This is a genomic window from Acinetobacter sp. CIP 101966, assembly GCF_000369725.1.
Classification (GTDB): Bacteria; Pseudomonadota; Gammaproteobacteria; order Pseudomonadales; family Moraxellaceae; genus Acinetobacter; species Acinetobacter lwoffii_Q.
Genome location: NZ_KB850160.1, coordinates 733,666 through 746,562 on the forward strand (window position 1 = coordinate 733,666; position 12,897 = coordinate 746,562).

Genomic DNA, 12,897 nt, shown 5'->3' on the forward strand with positions numbered 1-12,897 from the left:
AAAAACCGGAAAGGTTTATTTTACTTGGTTCATTAGATTTCAGATAGTCGTAGTTCTGTTAAGTGCCGGACAAATTGGCTTTGGCTGCCTGATTTCTCTCAATTCCGCACTATAAACCTGTCAAAATATCTAAATGACACGCATGAGTTTCCCTGATTAGATTTAATCATAAGTCCAAGTTTGGAATTGATATTTAAATTATTTTGTGGAAATTATGCTTTTTTCCGAATTGACCCTTGAATTTTTTGGTTTCAACATCATGTTTGCTAGCACGAGGAAAAAGAGATAATTTTGTCATCAGGCCATCATCTTGATGCTGCTCAATGAACAAAGCGATTTTGCCAAAGTGGCGCGTTTTTACTTAATTCGGTTTTTCCGATGTTTGTAATGTAAAAATACCATTTTAGCATCAACCAAAATTTCGATACTCTTATTCAAAATCAAAGACTACCTCAATCATGGAGACAATGATGAGCTTAATTAATACTGAAGTTAAACCATTTAAAGCAACTGCATTCCAAAACGGCAAATTCATTGAAGTTACTGAAGCTGACCTGAAAGGCAAATGGTCTGTTGTATTCTTCTACCCAGCTGACTTCACTTTCGTTTGCCCGACTGAACTTGGTGACCTTGCTGACAACTACGCTGAATTCCAAAAACTAGGCGTTGAAATCTACTCAGTTTCTACTGACACGCATTTCACTCACAAAGCTTGGCACGATTCTTCAGAAGAAATCAAAAAAATCCAGTATGTAATGGTTGGTGATGCAAACTGGACTCTTGCTAAAAACTTTGACGTATTAATCGAAGCTGACGGCCTTGCTGATCGTGGTACTTTCGTGATCGATCCAGAAGGTAAAATCCAAATCGTTGAAATCAACGCTGGTGGTATCGGCCGTGACGCTCAAGAACTTCTTCGTAAAGTTAAAGCAGCTCAGTATGTACACGCTCACCCAGGCGAAGTTTGCCCAGCTAAATGGAAAGAAGGCGATGCAACTCTTGCTCCTTCAATCGACCTAGTGGGTAAAATCTAATTTTAATTAGATTGAACTGATTCAAAAAAACCACGCTTTTTAGCGTGGTTTTTTATGGTTTGAACTTTTATGTCAGTGCAATACTGGATTTTATTTTTTTAAATTATTTTGTTAGGACTTAAAATATTGCAGTCCTATTTCTTTCTTGATCCATCATATAAAAATTCAGGCATATCTTTTGCTTCGCTTTCTCATAATCCTTACCGATTCTTACAATTGAGCTATACATCTGCAGAGCCATATGGCATAAGTTCAAATGATAAGATAAGAAATATTCAGTGGAGGAACGCATATGCAAAAACTGCTTACCGTGATTTCTTGGAAATACAATCCCTCAAGCCGCCACCTGAAAATTGTATACAGTAATGGTCATGCCGAGCTGTATCATCCCGTACCTGAATTTATTTATGACAACCTGTTAAGACGCCAAGACAAAGCCGCATTCGTAGAAAAGTATCTCGAATATAATTTACATTTTAATAAAATTTGCATGGATTGAAGTGAATCCATTTAACGAAATCCCACCATCAGCAAACCTGCGCCTATGGGTACAATACTCATGATAAAACGTGGGTCTTGCTGAATTAAGGCAATAAACTCTTCGACTTCTGCTGCATGTGAAATGACATTATCAACTACCAGTAACCCGCCCTTTGCTTTAAGTAATCGACTCAAATGTGGCCAGTAACTGACATAAGCATCTCGTTCAGCATCTAACAGGATAAAATCAAATATTTCCTTTTCTGCCTCCAGATAAACCTGAGCATCAATTACTTTAAAATTGATTAAATCTGCAAGATCTATTTCTGTCGCATATTGCTTTGCCTGAGCAACCCGTTCTGCATTAATTTCAAGAGTTGTAATCATGGCTTGAGTCTGCCGAGCCGCTTCTGCCAGCCATAAAGTGGAATAACCAGTAGAAGTCCCAATTTCCAGAATACTTTTGGATTGTTGCGCACGAATCAGCATAGATAAAAATCGGCCTGATTCTGGTTCTATATTACGATATCGGTGCAGTCGATCTGACTGCTTAAGATCATGCCTATGAAATTTTTCATATAATTTTTGCATGAATCCTTCAAATTCATCTGAGTTTTGCATCACTCTTCCCTGAGTCTGTTGGGCTTAAAGTGCCTGAATCAATTTAAAACGCTCTACTTCACGATCATCGTTAGTGGTAATGGTTTCAGTGAACATCGTTAAAGGACGTACCCAAATTGAATAATCACCGTAGAGACATTGATAAACCACCAGCTTTTCTTCAGTTTCACTGTGCGTGGCGACATGAAACACCTGATAAAGCTGTCCCTTATAATGTTGATAAATACCGCGTTGTAATTCCATCATTCAAGTCTCAAATATCTTGTTTTAATCTTAGCTGAAAATCATTATTCTTGCTCTAAACTACTTGAAAATTAATCTTTTGAATCCATATAGAACTTTGAAATTAATGATGAATTTTTCAATAAATCTGTAAATCCGATCAACAAAATAAAAACAAACTGTTTTACCTATTTATGCAATTCATTTAATATCCTGTTATCAAATAAACATTTACTCCTTTGGAGACGTTAGCAATGTTAGACCAAAATACTTCAGCTCAACTTAAAACCTTATTAGAACGCCTGGAAGGCCCGATTGAACTGGTCGCGACTTTAGATGGCTCTGACAAATCAGCCAAAATCCAGGAACTGGTTGCCGAAGTGGCTGCACTGTCTGACCTGGTCACTGCACGCTTTGACGGGACCAATGCACGTGCGCCAAGTTTCGGGATTGCCAAACAAGGTGAGGAACCGCGTGTGTTCTTTGCAGGCTTGCCAATGGGCCATGAGTTCACTTCGCTGATCCTGGCATTGCTGCAAACTTCCGGTTATGCACCGAAAGTCTCGGATGAAGTGCTGGCGAATATCAAGAGCCTGGGTGTTCAATCCAACTTTGACGTATTTGTATCGTTAAGCTGCCATAACTGTCCGGATGTGGTTCAGGCACTCAACCTGATTGCCATCTATAACCCGGGCACTACTGCCACTATGATTGATGGGGCTTTCTTCCAGGAAGAAGTGGAAGAACGCAAGATCATGGCGGTGCCGATGGTATTCCAGGACAACCAGCATATCGGTCAGGGTCGTATGACACTGGAAGAAATCATTGCCAAGCTGGATAGCAATGCCGCTGCCAAAGATGCGAAAAAGCTGAATGCCAAAGATGCCTTTGATGTCCTGGTGATCGGTGGTGGTCCTGCAGGGAATACTTCAGCCATCTATGCAGCACGTAAAGGCATTAAAACCGGGATCGTGGCTGAACGCATGGGCGGTCAGGTCATGGATACCATGGATATTGAAAACTTTACGTCTGTACAGAAGACCCAAGGTCCGAAGTTTGCTGCCGAGATGGAAGCCCACGTGCGTGAATACGGGGTCGATATCATGAACTTGCAACGTGTCTCTAACATCAAAGGTGCGGATGAAACTGCGAATGGTTTAGTTGAAGTGACACTTGAAAACGGTGCAAAACTTGAATCGAAGACTGTGATCCTATCTACAGGTGCACGCTGGAGAGAGATGAATGTTCCAGGTGAGCAGGAATACAAAACTCGTGGTGTGGCATACTGTCCGCACTGTGATGGTCCACTGTTCAAAGGCAAACGTGTTGCTGTGATTGGTGGCGGTAACTCAGGTGTTGAAGCCGCGATTGACCTGGCAGGGATTGTAGAACATGTCACGCTGGTGGAATTTGATACTAAGTTGCGTGCGGATCAGGTGCTGCAAGACAAACTCAACAGTTTGCCAAACACTACGGTGATCAAGAATGCCCTCTCGACTGAAGTACTGGGCGATGGCTCACAGGTGACCGGCCTGAAATATAAAGACCGTGCCACCGATGAAGAGCATGTGGTTGAGCTGGCGGGGATCTTCGTGCAAATCGGTTTGTTGCCAAATACGGACTTCCTGAAAGAAACAGCTGTTGAGCTAACCAACCGTGGCGAGATTGTGATTAATGACCGCAACGAAACCAATGTGAAAGGCGTATTTGCTGCAGGTGACTGTACCACTGTACCCTACAAGCAGATCATCATCGCGACCGGTGAAGGTGCCAAGGCGTCATTGTCTGCATTTGATTACATTATCCGTTCAGGGCAGTAATCTCAGCGATAAAAAAGCCAGTCATCATGACTGGCTTTTTTTGTTTTAAGTACAGTTTCTATTTCAATAACTCGACTGCTAACTGCTCGATATTAGCCATTTCTGGATGAGCGGCAGATACGTTGGCTAAGATGGTCACTGCTTTTTTCTTATTTAGATCCAATACCAAAATTGAGGTATGCCCTGCGGTATTCCCCCCATGCCAAATCATTTTCTGGCCATTTTCGCCTTCACGAATAAACCAACCCAATCCCATTTGGTAATTCCCAACTTTGGCTGAAGTGGGTTGCTGGGTCAGCTGAATGGCAGGATTTTTTGCCTCAAGTTGGGCTTTCACAAAACGTTTCATATCTTCAACCGTAGAAAGCAGCCCGCCCGCACCTAAAAACACGTCGAAATCCCAAGTTGGAATTTGTTTGCCAGTTACATCCAAAGCAGGTACAAGACGTTTGTCCGCTTGCACTTGATTCACAAAGCTACTTTGCATGCCGTATGGCTTAAAAATATATTGCTGATACAAGTTTTCTAGTGTGGTTTTTTCTGCCAAAGCCAATGTATGCCCAAGTAAACCTATTCCTAAATTAGAATAAATTGGTGCTTTGCTGTTTAACTGGTCTGCATATAAGGTCAAATTATTTTTCAGATACGCATTTAGTTTTTCTACATCATAATCTTTATAAGGATTTGAATCGTCATCCGTTGCCAAGTTACTTGGTAAACGCTCCAATCCTGAAGTATGGTTGGATAAATCTTTGAATTTCAGTTGAATATTATCTTTAAACTGAAATGGATAATAACGGTTGATACTATCTTCCAACCCAATTTTCTTTTGGGTGACCAATTCCGCTAAGACTGTCGCTGTAAACACCTTGGTGATGGAACCAATGCCAAAAACAAGATCTTGATTAGCTTTCTCATGAATTTTATTGTCATGTTTATGCACACCCAAATATTGTGTTTTGCTAGGGTCTAACACAGCAATCGCTACTTGAGTATTTTCAGGAAAAGTACGTGTGGCTGCAAAAATTTTCTCTGCAAGGTTTTTTGGATAGCTTTGAATATAGTTTTCCGTTGTGTTATTAGCAGCATTTGATTCAATATATGGGCTAAATAATAAACCTGTCATTTGCTGTTGATCATTCAGGCTCAAAGATAATTTAAGACGATCCTTTTCAAACATCACTTTATAAATCGCTGTAGATTTACCTTTGTTCTCAATGAACTCAATATTTTGAATAGATCCTAGCTGCTTTTTGATATCTTCAGATACTTTTTTTAGCACGGTAACAGGAAAAGCTTCTTGCATTTTAGGAGAAAAACGTTGATACATTGCTTCATATGCAGCCGCGTTAAAGTCTTGATGAAACTGTGTGATTACTTTTTTTTCTAGATCAGTTTGTGAAAAAACTTGCCCCATCGTACATAATGCTGCAAGTAACACTGCCATTTTTTTCATGCTGTTGCTCTTTGTTCTAGTATTTATCTTTACATAACATAAACTATCATAATTGTTTAAATATTAAACATACTTTCATGCATGAATTTCCATTATATACGACTGATTTTAATTAAAATTCATGAATTAATTTCAGCACTTATGATTGTTTATACAGAATCTAGACTGTTCAAACAACATCACTCGTCAGCTCTAAAAATTCTGTTAAATTAATTATTTTTAACTGTATATTTATTATGCAAACAATGCTTCAGTAATTTTTTTGTTAAACCCCATAGGCATAGTTCATGCATTGATTTAGAATCTAATGTGTAAAAAATGCTGATGTACATTAGAAAAATAAATTATTCACTGGAATGCTGTGAATTCAAGGAGATCATCATGCTACGTTACCAGTATCATTGTGCCTGCTGTGAAAAAGTAGTCGACTCTACAGAAAAATCATGCTCAAACTGCGGCTCACATCATATTCGCAGCCCTTTTGGTTTCTGGGTTTTGTGTGTAATCGCCTGTCTCGTTACAGCAATTGTGTTTAAAGTGGTGCATTTGTATGTGCAGTCACAACAAGAAGTTCCCGTACAACACTCTATACTGGACGTTTTAAAAGAAGAAGATAAAAGACTTCGCTAATTTCATTCATCTCACAGCAAAGACCTGTTGGTTCAAACAGGTCTTTTTATTACTCTTGAATAATTCAAATAGCTATGCGGAAAATAGCCTCATCAAATCCAGATTTGATTTACAATAGTTGTGGATTTGAATGAGAGATGTGCCATGGTTCAGTTAATTAAAAAAGGTGGATTGCGCGAACGTGCCAACCGTAGCCGTAGCTATCAAGGCTCTGAAAATACTGAAACCACCTTAAAGCCTAATCGTTATCAAACGGCGGTTAAAACACTAGACAACTCAGCCTCTCCTGCCCCGACCTCACCAATATCTCCAGTATTAAATGAAGATATACCACTTAATTCATCAGAATAAGTGCGTCATACCATAACCACAATGCAAATAGCAGAAATAGTCCGCCTGAAATCATATCAATATAACTCCCCGAACGCTGGTACAAGGTTTTAATTTTTGGTTGGGAAATCAACAGCATCAATAAAGCAAAGGTGATAAAGGTCTGCAAAGGAATAATCACTGCCAGCTGTGTTTTCAAATAATCAGAAGCAGACGAACTTAAGGCCAGTGAAAATACGCTACTAAAATAGATCAGTGTTTTGGGATTAGAAAGATTGGTCCATAAGCCCAACATAAAATAGTTTTTAGCTTGTACCTGTCCATTTGTATCGTCGTCGGCCTGATGTCTATTTTTAAAGCTATGCACACCACCCTTTAACATGGCCCATCCCATCTTCGCCAGGAACATGCCACCGAGCACCATCAATACCTGTTGAATCCATGGAAACTGGTCAATTAAAACAGTAAAACCCGCAAGTGTCAGTATTACCCAAACCACGATACCAGCAGAGATCCCTGCAATAATTTTCAGGGCATTCTGGCGTGTGGTGGATGCGGCACTTTTGGCAATGAGCAAAATATCGGGACCGGGACTTAGTTGAGCAACAAAATGTAGGAGACAGATCGTAAAAAGCAGAGACATTAAAATAAGGTAAATTTATAAAAATATATTATAACGTTTGTTTAAAGACATTAGAAAGTTCCAATAAAAAACCGAATCATCAGATTCGGTTTAAATAGAGTTTTTTTAAAGAAAACAATTATTTCGGATTGATATCTTTCATTTCAATTTTTTTCGCCTCAGGTCTTACTTCACGCGCTTCACCATCAATAATGGTGGAATCGCCGCGACCTGATTGCTGATTTTGCATATCCTGCATTTGACGCATCATCTCGGCAAATGGATTTTGGCCTTGTGCCCCACCCATATCGCCCATCATGCCACCCATCATTTTTTCCATCATGAGTTGCTGACGTTTCATCATCGCTTTCATTATGGCCGCCTTAAAGACCTGCTGAACCGCTGGAATGAGCATCAATACAGCTAATACATCGGTAATCAATCCAGGAATAAGCAGAAAGAAACCTGCCAGAATTTTAGGTAAATTTCCTGTTAATGCAGGATCTGCACTCATCTGTCCCATCTGCATTTGCTGCATCTGTGGCATGACACCGGCCGAGTATTTACGGATCAGATTCATACCAATAAAAAATGCGGCTACAAACCAGAAAAATACGTACCACATGCTCCCGACGAGGTCACCCACGCCAATCCAGACAAATACTTCTAGGATTAAGCCTGCAAGGATAATAAGAAATAATTTCATGAAAATTAATCTAATCTCAGTAAAATAAATAATAGGATGCTGGAATCAACTGCTTCATCAGGATCAAGCTTTTTTGATACGCTTATGTAACAATATGGGCATTATTCTATTTTTAAAGTGCGGGCATGTCATTAATTATTGGGATTGACCCCGGTTCTCGTTTAACCGGTTACGGAATTATCGAAAAAGACGGCTCCAAACTGACTTTTGTTGATGCCGGCACCATCAGAACAGAAACGACAGAAATGCCTGAACGTTTAAAACGCATCTTTGCCGGCGTGGAGCGCATTGTAAAATTTTATGGCCCCACTGAAGCTGCGGTCGAACAGGTCTTTATGGCACAAAATCCGGATTCTGCCTTAAAACTCGGTCAAGCCCGTGGTGCTGCTGTTGCTGCCTTGGTCAATCTGGATTTGAAAGTCGCTGAATATACCGCGCGCCAGATCAAGCAGTCGGTAGTAGGTTATGGTGCTGCCGATAAAGAACAGGTGCAGATGATGGTGATGAATATTCTAAAACTCAGCATCAAACCGCAACAGGATGCTGCCGATGCCTTAGCTGCTGCCATTTGTCATGCTCATGCTTCAGGCAGTATGAGTAAAATGGCGGTGTTGAATGCTCTAGGCGGTATGGCACGCGGCCGGAGTCGTGTCAGCAGCCGTCGTCGCTAAGGTTCAGCGCAATATTTTAAAGTCTTGAACATCTAGGTCAGATTCCAGATGCTCTTGAATAACCGCTTGTACAGTTGCACGAGCAGGCCCTTGCCAACTTCGTGCAATCATTTCGTCAAGCTGGGAGTCTGTTCCAACAATAACAGCCTCCACCTCACCTGTGCTCAAGTTTTTCACATATCCTTTCAGTCCAAGTGCTTGAGCCTGCTCGGCAAACCAGTAACGGTATCCAACTCCTTGGACTTGGCCTGAAATATTCAGTTTGATGACTGGCACACTATTCTCCTTAACGATTCACCACCTGATAAATCGCATATTTCATATTTTGAGCCTGTAAACCGCGTTCACCATTCTTGGCCAATTCATCACCTGCAAGTGCATGTAAAGTTACGATTTCATGCAAATGAATTTTTTGTGCAAATTGCGCCTTTAGACTGGCAATCATGCCAGCCAGCACGTCCCCCATTCCGCCAGTGCCCATACCAGCATTCCCAGCATTGCAGATGTAAAGCCTTTCTTCCAGAATCAGGCTGCCTGAACCTTTTAGCACCCACTGTCCCTGATATTTTTGTTGCAGGGCATGAATGGCTGCAATCCGATCCATTTCAACTTCCGCAGTGCTACATGCTAGCAAAGTTGCAGCTTCTCCTGGATGTGGTGTGGCATAAGTCTGGGAATTCAAAACTTGAGGCTGCTTGGCCAGAAACCATAAGGCATCCGCATCCAAAACAACCTCCAGATCAGATTGCTGAGTCAGCTCAAACCAAGCTGTATATTGTTGCTCTGACCAAGAATCACGACCTAATCCCATGCCAAAACAGACTGCATCGACCTGCTGAATCAGTGCTTGGCGTTGCTCCTGAGTTAAAAGATTGATATCACGCAGCATGATATTTGGTGCACGTGACAAAATCGCAGTATGGTGTTTTGCATCACAGACGATCGTCACTTTACCTGCTCCGGCAGCAAATGCTGCCTCTGCTGCCATGATCACTGCCCCCCCCATATCGGCATGACCACCTACAACCAAGACATGACCATAACTGCCTTTATGACCAAAGGCTTCACGCTTCGGCAATTGAATCTGATGTGATGAAAGACAAGCAATTGGTTGAAGCTCAGTATCTGTCGGGATAGCAGAAATCAGTTCGATCTTGCCCGCATATTCTTTGCCTTGTCCGGTAAACAGTCCTGCCTTAAGCCCTAAACCCGTGAAAGTGTAGTCAGCTTTAATCGCAACAGGCAAAGGCTGGCCGGTATTGGCATCCAATCCACTCGGAATATCAATTGAGATTTTTAATCCAGTTTGCTGATTGATCGTTTGAATAACATTTTGCCAGTCAAAGTCCAGCTGACGGTTTAGACCAATTCCGAATAAGGCATCGATATAGACCTCACATTCAGATTGAAAATCAAAATGCGAATAAGGCTGCAAGCCAGCTTGCTGAGCTTCCTGCACAGCCGATGCTAAATCTTTGGAATTACCCAAATCAACTGCATAAATATCAACACTGAAGCCCGCCTGTTTGAGATATTTGGCCACAAGATAGCCATCGCAGGCATTATTACCCTGACCACAGCAGACAGCGATTTTTTTTATTTTTTGCTGGGAAAATAAAGTGATCAGCCGCTGACTAATCCCCCAGGCGACTTGTTGCATTAAACCGTAGGAACTATTTTGCTGTTGAAACCAGCGCTGCTCCCATGCTTGTAGATCACGGCTATGGTAAACTTGTTGCTGCATTTCTTATTCCCTGTCTTTGGTTTATGGCAACTCCCGATTCTCAAGCGCAAATTAAAGTTTATCAACAAGATCCAGCCGAGCTAAAAGCATGGATTAAAGCGCAGGCTTTAGAATTGGGTTTTTCTGATTGTGTCATTGCCAAACCAGATGCTCAAGCAGAATTAGCACGCTTACAGGAATATCTGGATCGTGGTTATCATGGTGACATGAAGTTTCTGGAAGAGAATCTGGAAAAACGTGCCAATCCCGCCTTACTGGTTCCCGGCACACGTAGCATTATCTGTGTGCGTATGGATTATCTGGTCGACGCACCAGAACCACGTTATATCCCTTATGCACCCAACTCTGCCATTATCGCGCGTTATGCTCGTGGCCGGGATTATCATAAAACCATGCGCGGTCGCCTGAAAACCTTGGCGACAAAAATCCGGGGAAAAATCGGAGATTTTGAATCACGTCCTTTTGCGGATTCTGCACCCATTTTTGAAAAATCGCTGGCTGAAAGTGCCGGCATGGGCTGGACAGGTAAACACACCCTGCTGATTCATAAAACATCAGGCTCATTCTTTGTACTGGGTGAACTGTTTACTTCACTGGAACTGCCCTTTGATGAACCCGCGACCAAACATTGTGGCTCCTGTACTGCGTGTATCGACATCTGTCCGACTCAAGCCATTGTCGAGCCTTATATGTTAGATGCTCGCCGCTGTATCGCCTATCTGACCATCGAATATAAAGGCATTATTCCAGAAGATTTGCGACGCGGAATTGGTAACCGGGTTTTTGGTTGTGACGATTGCCAGCTGATATGTCCATGGAACAGTTTTGCCCAAGTGACCTCGATAGAGGATTTTCATCCGCGGCATGGACTGGATCAAGTAAGTTTACTGGATTTATGGCAATGGGATGAAGCCACGTTTTTAAGTGCGACTGAAGGCAGTCCGATGCGTCGTACGGGTTATCAAAGCTTTATGCGCAATATCGCCATTGGTTTGGGCAATGCACCCTTTGATGGGCAGATTATTCCGGCCCTTCAGCAACAGCGTAATCAACATGATGAAATTGTGCAGGTACATATCGATTGGGCTATTCAAGAACAACTGGCAAAATCCAGTTAATTTTCCATCTTTACCTAGCGTCACAGTTTCACTTAAAAGCCTTACACACCCATGTTTCAGACTATGGCATAAATAAAAATAGTCAGAAATGAAGTGGAGGAAAGATGATGTCATCAAAAAATCCAAATCAAGAACTGCTGGAGCAGCTTCAGCATGACCAGCAGAAGCAACAACAGCAGCAGCCGCAACATGGCCCGATTAATTCCCCAAAAAACAATCAGCATGAACAGGATCAGCGCGTGTTTAACAAGCAGCACCGTAGTGATCTGCATGGCCAGGATATTCATGGAAATCACAGTAATAAATAATCTGGCAACTGAAAAACAAAGCTCACCTCGTGTGGGCTTTGTCATTTATATAAGGTCATATTTTGCTAGTGAAGCAAAAGCTTATTTTTATTAAGATGAACCGAATGATAAATAAGCACAGATAGGGAAAGAGATGAACAGTAGTGATGCGGTACGTAATGATTGGTCACGTGAAGAAATACAAGCTCTATATCAACAGCCTTTAATGGATTTAGTGTTCCAGGCGCAACAGGTTCATCGTGAACATTTCACTGCGAATACCGTTCAGGTGAGCACCCTGCTTTCGATTAAAACCGGTAAATGTCCTGAAGACTGTAAATACTGTTCACAATCAGCGCATTATGATTCCAAACTGGAAGCTGAAAAACGCATTGCAGTCGATAAAGTGATTCAGGAAGCCAAACAGGCGCTGGCATCAGGCAGTTCACGCTTTTGTATGGGGGCTGCATGGCGCAACCCGCATGAACGCGATATGCCTTATGTGCTGGAAATGGTACGTGAAGTTAAAGCACTCGGTCTGGAAACCTGCATGACACTGGGGATGCTAAATGGATCACAGGCTGAACGCTTGAAAGATGCAGGACTGGATTATTACAACCATAATCTGGACACTTCTCGTGAATACTATTCACATATCATCAGCACGCGTAGCTTTGATGATCGTCTGGATACTCTGGATCATGTGCGTCAAGCTGGTATGAAAGTCTGTAGTGGCGGTATTGTGGGTCTGGGCGAAAGTCGTGATGACCGGATTGGTTTGTTATATGAGCTTGCAACTCTGGCAATCCATCCTGAATCTGTGCCAATTAATATGTTGGTGCCGATTGAAGGCACACCGATGGCAGATGTAGAAAAACTGGATGTGATTGAATGGATTCGTACCATTGCCGTAGCACGCTTGTTGATGCCTAAAAGCTATATTCGCCTTTCTGCAGGGCGTGAATCCTTAAGCGATTCGGATCAGGCTTTGGCATTTATGGCTGGTGCCAATTCTATTTTCTCTGGTGAAAAACTGCTGACGACCCCTAATACATCCCAAAGTCGAGATCAGCAACTTTTTGCAAAATTAGGTTTAGTTGCAGAACAGCCAAAACCGAGTGTTCGCAGTCTGGCTACAGATGCCATGGCAAGCTAA

General features: G+C 41.9%; 16 protein-coding genes. 9 read left to right on the forward strand and 7 right to left on the reverse strand.

Annotated elements, in window-relative coordinates:
• Positions 1-470 precede the first annotated feature (470 nt).
• Positions 471-1,034: an alkyl hydroperoxide reductase subunit C gene (gene ahpC / locus F891_RS09575; RefSeq protein ID WP_004278916.1), complete on the forward strand. Its 564-nt coding sequence runs from the start codon at positions 471-473 to the stop codon at positions 1,032-1,034.
• Positions 1,035-1,326: 292 nt separating this feature from the next.
• Positions 1,327-1,533: a KTSC domain-containing protein gene (locus F891_RS09580; protein WP_004645498.1), complete on the forward strand. Its 207-nt coding sequence runs from the start codon at positions 1,327-1,329 to the stop codon at positions 1,531-1,533.
• A gap of 11 nt (positions 1,534-1,544) precedes the next feature.
• On the opposite strand, the gene F891_RS09585 is transcribed toward F891_RS09580, so the two are convergent.
• Both F891_RS09585 and F891_RS09590 read right to left on the reverse strand, forming a co-directional pair.
• A complete protein-coding gene (locus F891_RS09585; RefSeq protein WP_005103501.1) occupies positions 1,545-2,135 on the reverse strand; it encodes an O-methyltransferase in 591 nt (196 codons plus the stop codon).
• Between the two features lie 24 nt (positions 2,136-2,159).
• Entirely contained in the window at positions 2,160-2,378 is a 219-nt protein-coding gene (locus tag F891_RS09590; RefSeq protein ID WP_034436473.1) for a DUF1653 domain-containing protein, read from the reverse strand.
• 233 nt (positions 2,379-2,611) lie between these two features.
• On the opposite strand from F891_RS09590, the gene ahpF reads away from it, so the two are divergent.
• Complete coding sequence (ahpF, locus tag F891_RS09595; RefSeq protein ID WP_005263359.1) at positions 2,612-4,177, forward strand: alkyl hydroperoxide reductase subunit F; 1,566 nt, start codon at positions 2,612-2,614, stop codon at positions 4,175-4,177.
• 58 nt (positions 4,178-4,235) lie between these two features.
• Here the strand turns inward: ahpF and F891_RS09600 are convergent, their stop codons facing one another.
• Positions 4,236-5,633, reverse strand: coding sequence for a serine hydrolase (locus tag F891_RS09600; protein ID WP_005263361.1), 1,398 nt, complete (start codon positions 5,631-5,633; stop codon positions 4,236-4,238).
• Between the two features lie 381 nt (positions 5,634-6,014).
• On the opposite strand from F891_RS09600, the gene F891_RS17430 reads away from it, so the two are divergent.
• Together F891_RS17430 and F891_RS09605 are read left to right on the forward strand one after the other, a co-directional pair.
• Positions 6,015-6,263: a hypothetical protein gene (locus F891_RS17430; protein WP_005103506.1), complete on the forward strand. Its 249-nt coding sequence runs from the start codon at positions 6,015-6,017 to the stop codon at positions 6,261-6,263.
• Positions 6,264-6,407: 144 nt separating this feature from the next.
• Complete coding sequence (locus F891_RS09605; protein ID WP_005103508.1) at positions 6,408-6,614, forward strand: hypothetical protein; 207 nt, start codon at positions 6,408-6,410, stop codon at positions 6,612-6,614.
• Here the strand turns inward: F891_RS09605 and F891_RS09610 are convergent.
• Both F891_RS09610 and F891_RS09615 read right to left on the reverse strand, forming a co-directional pair.
• On the reverse strand, positions 6,598-7,236 hold the full coding sequence (locus F891_RS09610; RefSeq protein ID WP_005103510.1) for a LysE family transporter: 639 nt from the start codon (positions 7,234-7,236) through the stop codon (positions 6,598-6,600). The genes F891_RS09605 and F891_RS09610 overlap by 17 nt on opposite strands.
• Before the next feature lie 118 nt (positions 7,237-7,354).
• Positions 7,355-7,921, reverse strand: a complete 567-nt coding sequence (locus tag F891_RS09615) for an FxsA family protein (protein ID WP_004278924.1) — start codon at positions 7,919-7,921, stop codon at positions 7,355-7,357.
• Between the two features lie 125 nt (positions 7,922-8,046).
• Here F891_RS09615 and ruvC point away from each other — a divergent pair, with 125 nt between their 5' ends.
• Positions 8,047-8,592 carry a crossover junction endodeoxyribonuclease RuvC gene (ruvC, locus tag F891_RS09620; RefSeq protein WP_004278925.1) on the forward strand — a complete coding sequence of 182 codons (546 nt, stop codon included), beginning with the start codon at positions 8,047-8,049 and terminating at the stop codon, positions 8,590-8,592.
• A 3-nt stretch (positions 8,593-8,595) separates the two neighbouring features.
• On the opposite strand, the gene F891_RS09625 is transcribed toward ruvC, so the two are convergent.
• Both F891_RS09625 and F891_RS09630 read right to left on the reverse strand, forming a co-directional pair.
• Positions 8,596-8,868 (reverse strand): acylphosphatase, encoded by a 273-nt coding sequence (locus F891_RS09625; protein ID WP_005103512.1) that lies wholly within the window; start codon positions 8,866-8,868, stop codon positions 8,596-8,598.
• 10 nt (positions 8,869-8,878) lie between these two features.
• The gene (locus tag F891_RS09630) at positions 8,879-10,336 is read right to left on the reverse strand and encodes a bifunctional ADP-dependent NAD(P)H-hydrate dehydratase/NAD(P)H-hydrate epimerase (RefSeq protein WP_005103514.1); all 1,458 of its coding nucleotides are present in this window, start codon (positions 10,334-10,336) and stop codon (positions 8,879-8,881) included.
• A 23-nt stretch (positions 10,337-10,359) separates the two neighbouring features.
• Between F891_RS09630 and queG the strand changes: the two genes are divergently transcribed.
• The 3 genes from queG (at position 10,360) to bioB (ending at position 12,897) form a co-directional block, all read left to right on the forward strand.
• Complete coding sequence (gene queG, locus F891_RS09635; protein ID WP_005103516.1) at positions 10,360-11,454, forward strand: tRNA epoxyqueuosine(34) reductase QueG; 1,095 nt, start codon at positions 10,360-10,362, stop codon at positions 11,452-11,454.
• A gap of 104 nt (positions 11,455-11,558) precedes the next feature.
• The gene (locus F891_RS09640; RefSeq protein ID WP_004278929.1) at positions 11,559-11,762 is read left to right on the forward strand and encodes a hypothetical protein; all 204 of its coding nucleotides are present in this window, start codon (positions 11,559-11,561) and stop codon (positions 11,760-11,762) included.
• A gap of 133 nt (positions 11,763-11,895) precedes the next feature.
• Entirely contained in the window at positions 11,896-12,897 is a 1,002-nt protein-coding gene (bioB, locus tag F891_RS09645; protein WP_005106532.1) for a biotin synthase BioB, read from the forward strand.